This is a genomic window from Mycobacterium sp. B14F4, from assembly GCF_039871645.1.
In the GTDB taxonomy this organism is placed as follows: Bacteria; Actinomycetota; Actinomycetes; order Mycobacteriales; family Mycobacteriaceae; genus Mycobacterium.
Genome location: NZ_JBDPMF010000002.1, coordinates 523,857 through 538,413, shown reverse-complemented (window position 1 = coordinate 538,413; position 14,557 = coordinate 523,857). Strand labels below are relative to the sequence as shown.

17 protein-coding genes and 1 pseudogene are annotated in these 14,557 nt (G+C 67.5%); 11 read left to right on the top strand and 7 right to left on the bottom strand.

Translation table 11 applies throughout. The features are described from left to right. The first annotated feature begins 24 nt into the window (after positions 1–24). Complete coding sequence (locus ABGB19_RS07830; RefSeq protein WP_347685298.1) at positions 25–915, top strand: adenylate/guanylate cyclase domain-containing protein; 891 nt, start codon at positions 25–27, stop codon at positions 913–915. A gap of 362 nt (positions 916–1,277) precedes the next feature. Further along, a complete protein-coding gene (locus ABGB19_RS07825; protein WP_347685297.1) occupies positions 1,278–2,123 on the top strand; it encodes an ABC transporter substrate-binding protein in 846 nt (281 codons plus the stop codon). Here ABGB19_RS07825 and ABGB19_RS07820 read toward each other — a convergent pair. From ABGB19_RS07820 to lmeA, 7 genes are all read right to left on the bottom strand, one after another. Further along, the gene (locus ABGB19_RS07820) at positions 2,120–2,380 is read right to left on the bottom strand and encodes a hypothetical protein (RefSeq protein ID WP_347685296.1); all 261 of its coding nucleotides are present in this window, start codon (positions 2,378–2,380) and stop codon (positions 2,120–2,122) included. The two genes, ABGB19_RS07825 and ABGB19_RS07820, sit on opposite strands and share 4 nt — an antisense overlap. Further along, positions 2,380–3,009, bottom strand: a complete 630-nt coding sequence (locus ABGB19_RS07815) for an FABP family protein (protein WP_347685295.1) — start codon at positions 3,007–3,009, stop codon at positions 2,380–2,382. Before ABGB19_RS07815 ends, ABGB19_RS07820 begins: the two co-directional genes overlap by 1 nt. Positions 3,010–3,301: 292 nt before the next feature. Continuing rightward, complete coding sequence (locus ABGB19_RS07810; protein ID WP_347685294.1) at positions 3,302–3,604, bottom strand: DUF1416 domain-containing protein; 303 nt, start codon at positions 3,602–3,604, stop codon at positions 3,302–3,304. 1 nt (position 3,605) lies between these two features. After that, positions 3,606–4,439: a sulfurtransferase gene (locus tag ABGB19_RS07805; RefSeq protein ID WP_347685293.1), complete on the bottom strand. Its 834-nt coding sequence runs from the start codon at positions 4,437–4,439 to the stop codon at positions 3,606–3,608. Then, positions 4,426–4,917, bottom strand: coding sequence for a DUF4395 domain-containing protein (locus tag ABGB19_RS07800; protein WP_347685292.1), 492 nt, complete (start codon positions 4,915–4,917; stop codon positions 4,426–4,428). The genes ABGB19_RS07805 and ABGB19_RS07800 overlap by 14 nt, the downstream gene beginning before the upstream one ends. 209 nt (positions 4,918–5,126) lie before the next feature. Then, complete coding sequence (locus ABGB19_RS07795) at positions 5,127–5,546, bottom strand: thioredoxin family protein (protein WP_347685291.1); 420 nt, start codon at positions 5,544–5,546, stop codon at positions 5,127–5,129. A gap of 28 nt (positions 5,547–5,574) precedes the next feature. Beyond that, positions 5,575–6,372: a mannan chain length control protein LmeA gene (lmeA, locus tag ABGB19_RS07790; RefSeq protein WP_347685290.1), complete on the bottom strand. Its 798-nt coding sequence runs from the start codon at positions 6,370–6,372 to the stop codon at positions 5,575–5,577. A gap of 177 nt (positions 6,373–6,549) precedes the next feature. Between lmeA and ABGB19_RS07785 the strand changes: the two genes are divergently transcribed. The 9 genes and pseudogenes from ABGB19_RS07785 to ABGB19_RS07745 all read left to right on the top strand — a co-directional run bounded on the left by ABGB19_RS07785 (position 6,550) and on the right by ABGB19_RS07745 (position 14,541). Then, entirely contained in the window at positions 6,550–7,326 is a 777-nt protein-coding gene (locus ABGB19_RS07785; RefSeq protein WP_347685289.1) for a response regulator transcription factor, read from the top strand. Beyond that, positions 7,323–8,210 carry a mycothiol synthase gene (gene mshD / locus ABGB19_RS07780; protein ID WP_347685288.1) on the top strand — a complete coding sequence of 296 codons (888 nt, stop codon included), beginning with the start codon at positions 7,323–7,325 and terminating at the stop codon, positions 8,208–8,210. Before ABGB19_RS07785 ends, mshD begins: the two co-directional genes overlap by 4 nt. A gap of 42 nt (positions 8,211–8,252) precedes the next feature. Then, on the top strand, positions 8,253–8,630 hold the full coding sequence (locus ABGB19_RS07775) for a metalloregulator ArsR/SmtB family transcription factor (RefSeq protein ID WP_347685287.1): 378 nt from the start codon (positions 8,253–8,255) through the stop codon (positions 8,628–8,630). Next, positions 8,618–9,688 (top strand): annotated as a pseudogene (gene arsB, locus ABGB19_RS07770) (ACR3 family arsenite efflux transporter); the annotation flags it as partial. The gene ABGB19_RS07775 and the pseudogene arsB, both read left to right, overlap by 13 nt. A gap of 240 nt (positions 9,689–9,928) precedes the next feature. Beyond that, entirely contained in the window at positions 9,929–11,056 is a 1,128-nt protein-coding gene (gene pstS / locus ABGB19_RS07765) for a phosphate ABC transporter substrate-binding protein PstS (RefSeq protein ID WP_347685286.1), read from the top strand. A gap of 96 nt (positions 11,057–11,152) precedes the next feature. After that, on the top strand, positions 11,153–12,121 hold the full coding sequence (gene pstC / locus ABGB19_RS07760; protein WP_347685285.1) for a phosphate ABC transporter permease subunit PstC: 969 nt from the start codon (positions 11,153–11,155) through the stop codon (positions 12,119–12,121). Next, entirely contained in the window at positions 12,118–13,023 is a 906-nt protein-coding gene (gene pstA, locus ABGB19_RS07755) for a phosphate ABC transporter permease PstA (RefSeq protein ID WP_347685284.1), read from the top strand. The genes pstC and pstA overlap by 4 nt, the downstream gene beginning before the upstream one ends. 9 nt (positions 13,024–13,032) lie before the next feature. After that, positions 13,033–13,809 (top strand): phosphate ABC transporter ATP-binding protein PstB, encoded by a 777-nt coding sequence (gene pstB / locus ABGB19_RS07750; RefSeq protein ID WP_347685283.1) that lies wholly within the window; start codon positions 13,033–13,035, stop codon positions 13,807–13,809. 3 nt (positions 13,810–13,812) lie between these two features. Then, entirely contained in the window at positions 13,813–14,541 is a 729-nt protein-coding gene (locus ABGB19_RS07745) for a response regulator transcription factor (protein ID WP_347685282.1), read from the top strand. The last annotated feature ends 16 nt before the right edge of the window (positions 14,542–14,557 follow it).

The following is a 14,557-nucleotide window of genomic DNA, read 5'->3' as shown; positions in this document are numbered from 1 at the left end:
ACCGAAATGCCTCATCCTGAACCTGTGGACGGGTCCGGCGAGCAGCGCATGACGGGTTGGCAACGGCTCGTATCGCGCCGCCTGGCTCGGTACGCGGGCAAGTCGTCCCGTCAGCCGCTCTCACCGAACGACTGGATGGCCTATTTCGACTTCAGCACCACCCCTGCTGCGCGTGTCACGCACCGGCTGATGCGCCGGCTGCCGGCCAGCCCACGGTGCGGCATGTGCGGTGCACCGTTCGCCGGTCTCGGCGGGCGGTTGGTTCGACCGCTCGGCTACTTTCCGTCGCGCAAGAATCCGACCCTGTGCGCGACGTGTGTGGAACTCTCGCCGCCGGGCGGGATGACCACCGAGGCGGGAGTCCTGTTCGCGGATCTGCGCGGGTTCACCAGTCGTTCGGAGGCGATCTCCCCGCAGGATGCCGGCGCTCTCCTGCAGCGTTTCTACGCGGTGGCCGAAACGGTGCTCTTCCCCGACGCCCTCATCGACAAGCTGATCGGCGACGAGGTGATGGCGTTGTATCTGCCGGTGTTTGTCGCGCGAAGCTCGTGGTCGCCCTCCGACGACGACCGCCGCACCGTCGCCGCGGTCATGCTTGCTCACGCGCGGGGTCTGCTCGAAGGTGTCGGCTACGGCACCGGCGGCGCGGTGCTCGAGTTGGGGATCGGGCTCGACTACGGCGAGGTGTTCGTCGGGAATATCGGCGGCACCGACGCGCTGAGCGATTTCACCGCCGTCGGTGACGTGGTCAACACCGCGGCCCGGCTGCAGTCGTGCGCACGGGGTGGCGAGGTGATGGTGTCGGAGCGGCTCGCCCGTCACCTTGACGAGCCGGCAGGCGACCTCGAACATGTGCAACTCAAGGGCAAGCGTGAACCCGTTGCGGCGCAACGGGTGACTTGGTTCGCGTCATAGGCCGCGCGCCGACCCGGCTCCCGGCTGCGCTGACCGCTGAAACGGTCCGAAATCGGTTGTCGCTCCCCGGGTGCACGGGTACCGTCGCTCGTACACAGGAAGGGAGGTGGTCCGACATTTTGAGTGACTTATGGACTTGTGAGGTGGCTGCGAGCTAGCAGCGCCAGGGGAATGAGTCGACGGCTCTTCGCGCCCTGCGCGCGCTGGCGAATTCCCCGCAGTCACCCGGCCCCCGAGCCCTCGGTCTTGTCCGCCACGAACACACGGCTCGGGGGCCGCCCCATCTCCGACGGCGGAATCGGTAGCGAACCGTTGCCCGCCCGGTCTGGCACTGGTTGCCGCGCTGCGCAATGATGCGCGACATGGGCATCGCCAGGACGCTCGGCGTGCTGCTGGTCGCCGCGGCCGTCGTCGCCGCGTGCGCACCGGCCGCCGAGCCCTATGCGGCGCCGCGGCCCGAGGAGTGCCGCAAGGACCGGCTGACCACGTTGTACGCGGGTGTGTTCACGTTCGGCACCGACCAGCCCGTCTACCCGCCGTGGTACATGGGCGACAACCCCGCCAACGGCGAGGGGTTCGAGTCCGCAGTCGCCTATGCCGTCGCGGGCAAGCTCGGCTACGGCGCCGAAGACGTGCGCTGGGTGCGCGTGCCGTTCAGCGAAGCCATCACCGCCGGACCGAAAACGTTCGACGCCAACCTCTCTCAGTTCTCGATCACCGAACAACGCAAGGCCGCGGTCGACTTCTCGTCGCCGTACTTCGACGTGAGCCAGGCCGTCGTCACGGTCAAGTCGTCACCGGCGGCGCGCGTTCGAGGCCTCACCGATCTGAAGGCGCTTCGCCTGGGCGCCCAGGTCGGCACCACCAGCCACACCGCGGCGACGGCGGTCGGCGCCGACGCTCCCGTCGGGGCTTACAACACCAACGGCGACGCCAAGCTCGCCCTGGGCTCCGGTGAGATCGACGCGTTGGTCGCCGACCTGCCGACCGCGTTCGCGGTCGCCTCCGAGTTGCGCGGCGGCATGATCGTCGGCCAGCTGCCGAACGGGTCGCAGGACGCCGAGCAATTCGGCATCGTGCTGGACAAGGGCAGCGACCTGACCCGCTGCGTCTCGTGGGTCGTCGACTCGCTGCGCGGCGACGGCACGCTGATGCGGCTGGAGAACACCTGGCTGGCCGACGCCGGCAATGCGCCGGTCCTGACTTAGCCTGCCGGTCCCGGCGCCAGCGAGGAACAGGCGGACATCGCCCGCTGCCAGGCCGCGGAGTCCACTCCCGGCGGAGGTCCGCCCCCGGGGCCCGGTGCGGCGGGCGCACCGTGATCGCTCAGACACTGCGCCAGCGAGCCGTGGCCGGTCGGCGCCTGCGAGGTGGTGGTGCCCGGTTGGTCGGCGGGCGGGTCCGACGCGCAGCCCGCCAGGAGCGCGGCCGCGGCGATCGCCGCGGCGAGCCGATGCCGGCGCACTAGCCGACGAACCTGGACAGCCGGGCGGACAGGTGCGGCACCAGGCCGCCGTCGGCGTCGACGCGCTCCTCGACGTAGGCCAGATCGCCGCCCTCGACGATGCCGTAGAGCCGCTTGGCGCCGCCGACCAGCATCCCGGACTTGCTGCGCGCCAACGCGTCGGTGACCAACTCCCACGACGACTGGGTCAGCGGACGGCCGTAGAACAATTCGACGTAGCCGGCCGAATGCGCCAGCAGCAGCTCGATGGCCTGCGACTCGGATGGGTCGGCGGGGTCGTTGACGAACCGCCAGAACCCCGATTCGCGCAGGGTGTGCGCCTCGTAGTCACCGGATTCGGTGAGTCGCCACGAGCGGGCCTCCCAGATCAGGTAGTCGCCGCCGTCGTGGGACACGATGATCTGCTGGCCGAACCGGTAGTCGCCGTGCGCGCCGCGGCCCTCGCCCTCGCCTCGCCAGACGCCGACCAGCGGCAGCAGCGCCAGCAGCGCGTCGTTGAGGTTGGCGCCTTCGCGGAGGTTGGCGGTGTCGGAGGGCGCGGGCAGGTCGGCAAAAACCGGAATGTTGCGGGCGGCGGTGCTCTTCGCGCGTTCTGCCGCCGCCGCGACTGCCTCGTCGCCGGACGTCACGATTCGTCGGTGATCAGCCGGTACAGCGCGTACAACGCGAACCAGGTGATCAACACGGTGCAGGCGACCAGCAGGAGTTCGTAGAACAGCACCATGACAGCGAGTCTAATCGGCTGCCGACGGCCCGGCGCGTCGGCCTTGCCCGTCGAACGTGAGCTCGCGTGCGAGTTCTTCGCGGATCGTCGAACACAAGCTCACGTTCGAGCGGATCCGGTCAGGCGAGGCTGGATTGCCTGACTCCTCGTCGGCTCGTCCTCCCCAGCTTGCGCGTGGGCCCACCCCGCCTTCGTCGTCAGGCGACCTTGACGTCGACCTCGTGGATGCCGGCGCCCGACGGCGCGACGACGGCGTCGCCGTTGCCCACCTTCGACAGCGCGCGCAGCGTCCAGGTGCCGGGTGCGGCGAAGAACCGGAAGTCACCCGTGGCCGACGCGACGACCTCGGCGGTGAACTCGTCGGAGCTGTCCAGCAACCGCACGAACGCCCCGCCGACGGCCTGACCCGACCCGTCGACGACGCGGCCGGTGATCACCGTCTCCTTCTCGAGGTCGACGCCGGCCGGCAACGTCAGGCCTTGCTTCGGTGCAGAGCACATATCAACTTCCCAACTCGATCGGGGCACCCACCAGGGAGCCGTATTCCGTCCAACTGCCGTCGTAGTTCTTGACGTTCTTGTGTCCCAACAGTTCCTGCAGCACGAACCAGGTGTGCGACGAGCGCTCGCCGATCCGGCAGTAGGCGATGGTCTCCTTCTCTCCGTCCAAGCCGGCCTCGGCGTACAGCTTGGCCAAATCCTCGTCGGACTTGAACGTGCCGTCGTCGTTGGCCGCCTTGCTCCACGGAACGTTGATGGCGCCGGGGATATGCCCGGGCCGCTGGCTCTGCTCCTGCGGAAGGTGCGCAGGCGCCAGGATCTTGCCGGAGAACTCGTCAGGGGAGCGCACGTCGACGAGGTTCTTGTTGTTGATCGCGGCGATGACCTCGTCGCGGAACGCGCGGATGCTGGTGTCCGGGGCCTTGGCCGTGTAGCTGGTCGCGGGGCGCTTGACGGTGTCGGTCGACAGCGGGCGGCCGTCGAGCTCCCACTTCTTGCGGCCGCCGTCGAGCAATTTGACGTTCTGGTGGCCGTAGAGCTTGAAGTACCAGTAGGCGTACGCGGCGAACCAGTTGTTGTTGCCGCCGTAGAGGATCACGGTGTCGTCGTTGGCGATGCCGCGCTCACTCAGCAGCTTGGAGAACTGCTCCTGGTCGACGAAGTCGCGGCGCACCGGGTCCTGCAGGTCGGCCTTCCAGTCGATCTTCACCGCACCTTCGATGTGGCCGGTGTCGTAGGCGCTGGTATCCTCGTCGACTTCGACGAAGACCGTGTCGGGGGCGTTGAGATTGTTCTCGGCCCACTCGGCGGTGACCAGCACATCAGTACGTGCCATGAACGAATTCCTTTCGATTGCTTGGTATTTGGATCAGTCGTGCGACGAGCGGGTAGAGCTGGCAGCCCAGGCAGATGCCGAAGGCCGCGTTGAGGAAGGCCGCCACCAGGGCCAGGCCGGTGGCGACGAGGCCGAGCAGCGGAACGCTCGCGGCGAAGCCGGCGACGCCGGCCACCGCGAAGCCCAACCCGACGAGTTGGGCGAACCGCAGGGGTGCGGCGGGTTCCTTATCGGTCACCGGCCCGAGCCGCGGAGCCACCAGAGCGCCGAAGAGCAGGCCGTAGGGATGCCCGCGCGGTCCGAGGCGCGCACCGAGGGCGAACACCACCGCCTGCGTGGCGAGCAGCACGCCCGCGCCGACCGTGCTGACCGCCGACGCCAGGATCACCGCCGCGAGCACGGCGGTGGTGACCCAGGCGGCGAATCGCGGACCGCGCACGTCCACCTGGTCGGGTGTCGCGATCTTCGGTGTCGACATAGAAATGCTCCTGTTGCGTCATGGGGCTGGGCTGGGGCAGGCCACGAAGGCCGGTCCCGAGTGCGGCGCGAACGACGGCGCAGCTACTCAGCGGCTACAACAACAACAGCAAGAACCCGCGACGCGGCACAGATCGACTGCGCGGCGCTTGGTGAGCATCGGCTCGAGGCGGGCGGACACGCCGGACAGCTTACGCGATGACAGGGCGATCAAGCCAACAGCGGTTGCAGTGCGGAGCGCAGGTCAGCAGGTCTGGGCACGCCGTGCGTGCGGTGACGCGGCCGTCCAGCGGCATCGAAGATGATCGTCGTGGGCAGCGACAACACCGAAAGCCGCCGAGCCGCTTCGGGGTTGGCGTCCATGTCGATCTCCACGTGCGCGACGCCAAGCTCGTCACACACCTCGTCGACGACCCGGCGCACGGTCTCACACGGGCCACACCAGGGCGCCGAGAAGTGCACCACCGTCGGGCCCTGCCGGGCGAGCCCGAGGTCGCTGGTGTCGACGTCGGCGGCGGCTTCGGCGGACTTCATCAGCCCGGCCCGCAACGTCAGCAGCCTGCCGACGAGGAAGGCCACGCCCACTGCGGCGATCAGCACCGTGATGGCCAGGGTCCAGGAAGAGCTCATCGCCGCCCTCCGTTCGTCGCGCCAACGCTCATCTCATGTTGAACTCGTCGAGGGCCACGGTTACTCCCTCGGCGATCCCCTCGATTATGATGTCCGAGCCGCGGGCGCCCTGAGCGGTCGGCGCCAGCCCGAACGGGAGCTTCTGCCCGGGCATGCTCATGGAGAACGCGGCCAGCACGGCTTCGGTCCGGTCGTCGGGCACCTCCTGGTCGGCGGTGTTCGGCCCGGTCAGCACGCCGGTGGCCGTCATCACCAGCGTGGTCCGGTCCGGTCCGGCGACCTCGAGGTCGACGGCCACGCTGACCCTCTTGTCGAAGTCCGCCTTCTCGGGTGTGCCGGTGAACACCACACCCCGATTGCTCGAGATGCCGGACTCGGTGGTGCCGCCGGTCGCGTCGTTGCTCTCCCGCGTCGGCGCCTCCACCAGCAGGTCGGGGATGCCCATGTAGCGGCCCACATGGGTGGAGTCGATGATGATGCGGCTCTCGGCCTTGCCGACGGGCAGCCGGGCATCCGGCTCGATGAGCCAGGACGCGCCCGCGAGGTCGATGTCGTGCAGCGTCGCCTCCAGCGAGACCTTGCCGACGACCGGGTGATCGACGCCATTCGCGCGGACCTCGATCTCGTCGTACCTGCGCTCGGCCGCCTGGGTGGAGAACGGGAAGCCGAGGATCGCCACCGAGGGGTCATAGTGCAGGTCGGCGGCGGCGCGCACGCTCCTGGCCAGCCGATACTCGGCGAAGATCGCCGCGCCGAAGTCCGCTCCGACGGCGCCCACCACCACGGCGACGACGGTCGCCAGCACCCCGATCAGCAGCCTGCGCACCCCGACATTCTGGACCACGGGCGGCGGGGCGATCCGTTCGGCGCAGCTAATCAGCAGGTAGCGCGCTATCGTTAGGTGACCATCGGCCGGGTAACGGCCACATGTCAGGTATGAATCTGGGAAGTCACCGACCGACATCGTTGTCCAGGCGAGGTCCCTGCGCTGTTGGAGGGCCAGTTGGATCTACTGCTACTGACCGTCGACCCACAACCCGAGTCTGTGCTGCCGTCGTTGTCGCTGCTCGCCCACAATGTGCGAACCGCGCCCACCGAGGTCTCCTCGCTGCTGGAGGCCGGCAGCGCTGACGTCGCGATCGTCGACGCGCGCACCGATCTGGCCGCCGCCCGCGGGCTGTGCCGTCTGCTGGGCACCACCGGAACGTCGGTGCCCGTGGTGGCCGTCGTCAACGAGGGCGGGCTGGTGGCCGTCAACACCGAATGGGGGCTGGACGAGATCCTGCTGCCCAGCACCGGACCCGCCGAGATCGACGCCCGGCTGCGACTGCTCGTCGGCCGGCGCGGCGGGGTGGCCAATCAGGAGAACGTCGGCAAGATCAGCCTCGGCGAGCTGGTCATCGACGAGGGCACCTACACCGCGCGCCTGCGCGGGCGCCCGCTCGACCTCACCTACAAGGAATTCGAGCTGCTGAAGTACCTCGCGCAGCACGCGGGCCGGGTGTTCACCCGCGCGCAGCTGCTGCAGGAGGTGTGGGGCTACGACTTCTTCGGCGGCACCCGCACCGTCGACGTGCACGTGCGGCGGCTGCGCGCCAAGCTGGGTCCGGAGTACGAATCGTTGATCGGCACCGTGCGCAACGTCGGCTACAAGGCCGTCCGCCCGGCACGCGGCCGCCCGCCCGCGCCCGGCACCGAGCTGGCCGACGACGTCGACGACGGCGACTACGACGCCGAGGGCGTGGCGGAGGCGCTGGCCGACCCGCTGCACAGTCCGTGACCGAAATCGTCTGGCAGACTTCGCTTTCCGAGGGCGTTCAACGTCGAATCCGGGATCTGGTCACCCTGGCGACGTCGGTCGACGGGGTGGCGCCGGTGGGGGATCAGGTGCTGCGCGAACTCGGCGGCGACCGCACCCGGCACTTGCTCGCGGTCGACGACGAGGACATCGTCGGCTACCTCAATCTGTCCGGGGCGCCCGCGATGGCCGAACTGGTCGTGCACCCACGGGCGAGGCGGCGCGGCATCGGCTCGGCGATGGTGCGCACCGGACTGGCCGAAGGCGGCGACGACGCCCGGATCTGGGCGCACGGCAACCTCGAGCCGGCACGCGCGACGGCAGCCGCGCTGGGCCTGACGGTGGTGCGCGAGTTGTTGCAGATGCGCCGTCCGCTGACCGGGCTACCGCCGGTCGCGGTGCCCGACGGGGTCCGCATCGCGACGTACTCCGGCCCTGGCGACGATGCCGAACTGCTGCGCGTCAACAACGCCGCCTTCGCCTGGCATCCCGAACAGGGCGGGTGGACGGCCGCCGAGATCGCCCAGCGCCGGGGCGAGCCGTGGTTCGACCCCGAGGGCCTGTTCCTGGCCCTCGACGAGCAGAGCGGCAAGCTGCTGGGCTTCCACTGGACGAAGGTGCACGCCCCCGATCTCGGCGAGGTCTACGTGGTCGGTGTCGATCCGGCCGCGCAGGGCCGCCAACTGGGCGGGGTGCTGACGTTGATCGGGCTGCACCACCTCGGCGAGCGGCTGTCGGCCGGCCCCCCCGCGGCCGTCATGCTGTACGTCGAGGCGGATAACTCGGCGGCGGTGAGAACGTATGAGCGTCTGGGTTTCTCGGTTCACTCGGTGGACGCCGCGTACGCAGCGGCGACAGCGACCTGAATCGCAGTTGCCGACGACATCGATCACTGTCAATATCGAAGTATGTCGAAACAAACCTCCGCCCAGACCGCGGCCGCTTGCGACGTGGGTCCACTGCTGCGTGAGCCCTTGACGCCGGAGGCGGCCGACGAGATGGCAGCCAAGCTCAAGGCTCTTGCGGACCCGGTGCGGCTTCGCTTGTTCAGCGGCATCGCGAGTCGCGCCGGAGGCGAGGCATGTGTATGCGACATATCGGTGGGCATCGAGGTCAAGCAACCGACCATCTCGCATCACCTCAAAGTGCTGCGTGACGCCGGATTGCTGACGTGCGAACGCCGCGCATCGTGGGTGTATTACGCCGTGGCGCCGGATGCCCTGCGGAGGCTGGCGACGTTGTTCGCCGCAGACGCCCTGCACTCGACTGCAGGATCGAAACCGTGACCAGGACCGAGCCCTCGGCCGATACCCCTCACGTGGTCGGCAAGCTCTCGACCCTCGATCGATTCCTGCCGCTGTGGATCGGCCTGGCAATGGTCGCGGGTCTGCTGCTCGGCAGCTGGGTCCCAGGGCTCAACAGTGCGCTCGAGCGTGTGGCCGTCGACGGTGTCTCATTGCCCATCGCACTCGGGCTTCTGATCATGATGTATCCGGTACTGGCGAAGGTCCGCTATGACCGCCTCGACACCGTCACCGGCGATCGCAAGCTGCTGGCCAGTTCCTTGGTGCTGAACTGGATCATCGGGCCCGCCCTGATGTTCGCATTGGCCTGGCTTCTGCTGCCTGACCTTCCGGAGTACCGGACGGGCCTGATCATCGTGGGCCTCGCGCGGTGCATCGCCATGGTCATCATCTGGAACGACCTCGCTTGTGGCGACCGTGAGGCCGCTGCCGTGCTCGTCGCACTCAACTCCATCTTCCAAGTGCTCATGTTCGCCGTTCTCGGCTGGTTCTACCTGTCGGTGCTGCCGGGCTGGCTGGGACTCGAGCAGGCCACCATCGCGACTTCGCCGTGGGAGATCGCGAAGTCGGTCCTGATCTTCCTCGGTATCCCGCTCTTGGCGGGCTATCTCTCGCGGAGGTTCGGGGAGAAAGCGAAGGGGCGTGACTGGTACGAGTCGAAGTTCCTCCCGGTGGTCGGTCCCTGGGCGCTGTACGGTCTGCTCTTCACCATCGTCATTCTCTTTGCGCTGCAAGGAGATCAGATCACCAGTCGGCCCCTGGACGTCGTGCGCATCGCCCTGCCGTTGCTGGCCTACTTCGCCATCATGTGGGGCGGCGGATACTGCCTCGGTGCCGTCATCGGGTTGGGATACGAGCGCACCACCACCCTGGCTTTCACCGCCGCGGGCAACAATTTCGAACTAGCCATCGCGGTCGCGATCGCCACGTATGGAGCGACCTCGGGCCAGGCCCTTGCCGGGGTCGTCGGTCCCCTCATCGAAGTGCCGGTTCTCGTGGCGCTCGTGTACGTGTCCTTGGCCCTGCGGCGCAGATTGGCCGATCGCTCCGCCGCGAGCGCCGCGCGCACGGCAGCGCGTTCGCGCTCGTAGCGGGCAATCACGACCATGCCACGGCCGGTACGGGCGGTTCATTTTCCGTTCACCATCCGTAGGCACTTCATTCATGGGACACCCCTAGGTTCACATCCGAGCAGCAATGGCTCTGCTTGACGCGACGGGCGTCGCCGGCGGCGTGCCGGCTGATACCAGCGTCTACCCGAGATCTGGAGAAGGAGCTTCGTGAAGGCGAAACGATCTGGTGCTGCGCTCGGCCTACTGGCCGCCGGTGCCCTGCTGCTGTCGGCCTGCGGTAGTGACGACAACACCTCGTCGGGGTCCGGTGACTCCGGTGCTCAGCCGGCGGGCGACTGCGGGGGGAAGGAAGCGCTCAAGGCGAGCGGTTCGAGTGCGCAGGCGAACGCCATGACGCGGTTCATCAACGCCTACGAGAAGGACTGCCCCGGGTTCACCCTGAACTACACGTCCAGCGGTTCGGGTGCGGGCGTGTCGGAGTTCCTGGGCGGCCAGACCGACTTCGGCGGCTCGGACTCGCCGCTCAGCGCGGAGAAGGGCGAGTACGACAAGGCCAAGCAGCGCTGTGGCGGCAGTGACGCGTGGAACCTGCCCGCGGTGTTCGGACCCATCGCGATCACCTACAACCTCGAGGGTGTCGACGGCCTCGTCCTCGACGGCCCGACTCTGGGCAAGATCTTCAACGGCACCGTCACCACCTGGGATGCGCCCGAGATCAAGGCGCTCAACGAGGGCGCGGCCCTGCCGGCCCAGCCGATCAACGTGATCTTCCGCAGCGACGAGTCGGGCACCACCGACAACTTCCAGAAGTATTTGGACGCCGCGTCCAACGGTGCCTGGGGCAAGGGCGCGGGCAAGTCGTTCGCCGGCGGTGTCGGCGAGGGAGCCAAGGGCAACGAGGGAACCTCGGCGGCCATCAAGAACACGCCCGGTTCCATCACCTACAACGAATGGTCGTTCGCCAAGGCGCAAGGTCTGTCGATCGCCAACGTCGTCACCTCGGCGGGACCGGAGCCGGTCCAGTTGAATGTCGAGTCCGCGGGCAAGGCCATCGACGCGGTGAAGTTCAAGGGCGAGGGCAACGACCTCGTGCTGGACACGACATCGTTCTACATGCCCACCGAGCCGGGGTCGTACCCGATCATGCTCGCAGCGTACGAGATCGTGTGCTCGCAATACCCTGATGCCGAGGTGGCCACGGCGGTGAAGGCGTTCATGCACTCCGCGCTGGGCAACGGCCAGCAAGGGCTCGAAGAGAACGGCTACATCCCGGTGCCCGAGGCGTTCAAGCAGCGGCTCACCGAGGCCGTCGATGCCATCAACGCCACCAACTAGGTAACTCACCACATCATGGCAGTCACGCCTGATTCGACCGCTGTGGGCTCGTCGGCAAACCCGGCGGGCCCACAGCAGATCGGCGATACTCCCGGAATGCCAACCCGACCTGGCCGGACCGCGTTGCCGCATCGAAGCCACAGCCGCTGGGGCGACACGATTTTCAAATCGCTGGCAATCGCCGCCGGTGCGACCATCATCGGCGCGATCGCGCTGATGGCGCTGTTCCTGCTCGTCAAGGCCATCCCGTCACTGCAGGCCAACGAAGCGAACTTCCTCACCAGTACCGACTTCGTCACCAACGACGCAGACAACCTCCGCTTCGGCATCCGCGACCTCTTCCAGGTGACGGTGCTCAGTTCCGTCTTCGCGTTGGTGATCGCCGTGCCGGTCGCCATCGGCATCGCGGCCTTTCTCACCAACTACGCGCCCAAGCGAATGGCTCGCCCGTTCGCCATGATGGTGGATCTTCTGGCGGCGGTGCCCTCGATCGTGTTCGGTCTGTGGGGCATCTTCGTGCTCGCTCCCTGGCTGTCGCCGGTGGCGACCTTCCTCAACGACCGCCTCGGCTGGTTCTTCCTGTTCTCCCAGGGCAATGTGTCGCTCGCGGGCGGAGGCACCATCTTCACCGCGGGCATCGTGCTGGCCGTGATGATCCTCCCCATCATCACCTCGGTCACCCGTGAGGTCTTTGCGCTCACCCCGCGGGGCCACGTCGAGGCCGCCCAGGCCCTCGGCGCGACCAAATGGGAGGTGATCCGCATGACCGTGTTCCCGTACGGACGCAGTGGCATGATCGCGGCGTCGATGCTCGGCCTCGGTCGTGCGCTCGGAGAGACGATCGCGGTGCTGATCATCCTGCGCACCGCCGCGCAGGCCGGCCACTGGTCACTGTTCGACGGCGGATACACGTTTGCTTCCAAAATCGCCTCGGCGGCAGCGGAGTTCAGTGCACCGTTGCCGACCGGGGCCTACATCGCCGCCGGTTTCGTGTTGTTCGCGCTGACCTTCTTGGTCAATGCGCTGGCCCGGTTGGCCGCGGGCGGAAGGGTTAGCGGAGGATGACGCAGACGACTCTCGACCATCCGGTGAAGGGTCCGACCTTCCACCCGATCAGCGCCAGCCGCAAGATCAAGAACAACCTCGCGACCACGCTGTTCACCGCGGCGTTCGTGATTGCGATGCTCCCGCTGGGCTGGCTGCTGTGGACAGTTGTGGAGAAGGGCTTCCGGGCGATTCTCGGGTCGACGTGGTGGACCAACTCGCTGGCCGGGGTGCTGCCTGAGGAGTTCGCCGGCGGCGTTTACCACGCCATCTACGGCACGCTCATCCAAGCGGCCATCGCCGCGGTGCTGTCGGTCCCGCTGGGCGTGATGGCCGCGGTCTACCTCGTGGAGTATGGCCGCGGCAAGTTCGCCAAGGTGACGACGTTCATGGTCGACATCCTGGCCGGCGTCCCCTCGATCGTGGCGGCGCTCTTCGTCTTTGCGCTGTGGATCGCCACGATGGGATTCCCGCAGAGCGCGTTCGCGGTGGCGCTGGCGCTGGTCCTGCTCATGTTGCCGGTGGTCGTGCGCAACACCGAGGAAATGCTCAAGCTGGTGCCCGACGAGTTGCGCGAGGCCTCGTATGCGCTCGGTGTCCCGAAATGGAAGACGATCGTGCGGATCGTGGTGCCGACGGCGCTGCCCGGAATGATCAGCGGCATCCTGCTGGCCCTCGCCCGGGTGATGGGCGAGACGGCACCCGTGCTGGTGCTCGTCGGGTACAGCCGGTCCATCAACTTCGACGCATTCGACGGCAACATGGCATCGCTGCCGCTGCTGATCTACACCGAACTGGTCAATCCCGAAGAAGCCGGGGTCCTCCGGGTTTGGGGTGCCGCACTCACACTGATCTTGCTGGTCGCGGCGTTGTATCTCGCGGCCGCCTTCGTCAACCGATACCTGACCCGGAACAGGGCTTAAGGAGCTCCCATGGCCAAGCGGCTGGATCTCAAAGATCTCAACATCTACTACGGCTCTTTTCACGCCGTCGCCGAGGTGAGTCTCGCGGTGCCGCCACGGAGTGTCACCGCGTTCATCGGCCCGTCCGGCTGCGGCAAGTCGACGGTGCTGCGCACCCTCAACCGCATGCACGAAGTCATTCCCGGTGCACGTGTCGACGGGTCGGTGTTGCTCGACGGTGAGGACATCTACGGCGCGGGTGTCGACCCGGTCAGCGTCCGTAAGACCATCGGCATGGTGTTTCAGCGACCGAATCCCTTCCCCACCATGTCAATTCGCGACAACGTGGTTGCCGGCCTGCGACTGCAGGGCGTACGCAACAAGAAGATGCTGGACGAGGTCGCGGAGCAGTCCCTCAAAGGGGCCAACCTGTGGAACGAGGTCAAGGACCGGCTCGACAAGCCCGGCGGCAGCCTGTCCGGCGGCCAGCAACAGCGGTTGTGCATCGCCCGTGCCACCGCCGTGCAGCCCGACGTGCTGCTGATGGACGAGCCGTGCTCGGCGCTCGACCCGATCTCGACGCTCGCGATCGAGGATCTCATCACCGAGCTCAAGCAGGACTACACGATCGTGATCGTCACCCACAACATGCAGCAGGCCGCCCGGGTCAGCGACCAGACGGCGTTTTTCAACCTCGAGGCGACGGGCAAGCCGGGCAAGCTGGTCGAGGTCGACGACACCGAGAAGATCTTCTCCAATCCGACGCAGAAGGCAACGGAGGATTACATCTCGGGCCGCTTCGGCTGACGTATGCGGTATGAATGCCGCGCGCAGCGTGACGGGCAGCGGGCAGCAGTCTCCCCAACGCGGGGCAGGCTTCTGCTCGTCGACACCGACGCGGACGTCGCCACCATCTTGATGGACGACGCCGCGGCAATCGGCATCCAGTCCACCTGGTGTGACGACGGCGCCGAAGCGCTTCTGACGATCGGTGTCGAGCAGCCCGACGTGCTGGTTCTCGCGGCCCAGACGAATGTTGTTGACGCGGAACGTATTACGGCAGCTGTGCGCTCGAGGTGGGCCCTACCCATTTTGATCGGCGCACCGAGCGTGGACGAGGTGACGTGCACCGTGCTCGCTGCGGGAGCCTCGGCTCTCATCAGTCGCCCATACGACATCAACGCAATCGCGCCGTTCGTCCTCAGCCGGCGTCCGCCGCTTCGACGCAATGGGTCGGTGTACGCCGCAGGCCCGATCGAGGTGAATCGGGACGGATACGAGACCCGCGTTCGCGGTCGCGATGTTCAGCTGACGCAGCGGGAACTCGAGCTGTTGGTGTTCCTCATCGAGCGCCGCGGAAAGGTCGCCAGCAGCGACGAAATCAGTCGTGCCGTCTGGGGGCACCCCGCCGACACCAACACGGTGGCGGTCCATGTTCGCCGGCTTCGGGAGAAGCTCGGCCACGACCCCGAACACGGCGAGATCATCCGAACCATCCGCGGCGCCGGCTATCGGCTGGCGCCGTCGATCTGCGCGTGACGGATGTGACTGCAGT

What these genes read in the sequence shown, in the direction of transcription:
- ABGB19_RS07810 (WP_347685294.1), bottom strand. Translation starts at nt 3,604, where the DNA reads ATGTGCTCTGCACCGAAGCAAGGCCTGACGTTGCCGGCCGGCGTCGAC.
- pstB (WP_347685283.1), top strand. Translation starts at nt 13,033, where the DNA reads ATGGCCAAGCGGCTGGATCTCAAAGATCTCAACATCTACTACGGCTCT.
- ABGB19_RS07775 (WP_347685287.1), top strand. Translation starts at nt 8,253, where the DNA reads ATGTCGAAACAAACCTCCGCCCAGACCGCGGCCGCTTGCGACGTGGGT.
- ABGB19_RS07745 (WP_347685282.1), top strand. Translation starts at nt 13,813, where the DNA reads ATGCGGTATGAATGCCGCGCGCAGCGTGACGGGCAGCGGGCAGCAGTC.
- ABGB19_RS07800 (WP_347685292.1), bottom strand. Translation starts at nt 4,917, where the DNA reads ATGTCGACACCGAAGATCGCGACACCCGACCAGGTGGACGTGCGCGGT.
- ABGB19_RS07805 (WP_347685293.1), bottom strand. Translation starts at nt 4,439, where the DNA reads ATGGCACGTACTGATGTGCTGGTCACCGCCGAGTGGGCCGAGAACAAT.
- ABGB19_RS07795 (WP_347685291.1), bottom strand. Translation starts at nt 5,546, where the DNA reads ATGAGCTCTTCCTGGACCCTGGCCATCACGGTGCTGATCGCCGCAGTG.
- pstA (WP_347685284.1), top strand. Translation starts at nt 12,118, where the DNA reads ATGACGCAGACGACTCTCGACCATCCGGTGAAGGGTCCGACCTTCCAC.
- pstC (WP_347685285.1), top strand. Translation starts at nt 11,153, where the DNA reads ATGCCAACCCGACCTGGCCGGACCGCGTTGCCGCATCGAAGCCACAGC.
- ABGB19_RS07825 (WP_347685297.1), top strand. Translation starts at nt 1,278, where the DNA reads ATGGGCATCGCCAGGACGCTCGGCGTGCTGCTGGTCGCCGCGGCCGTC.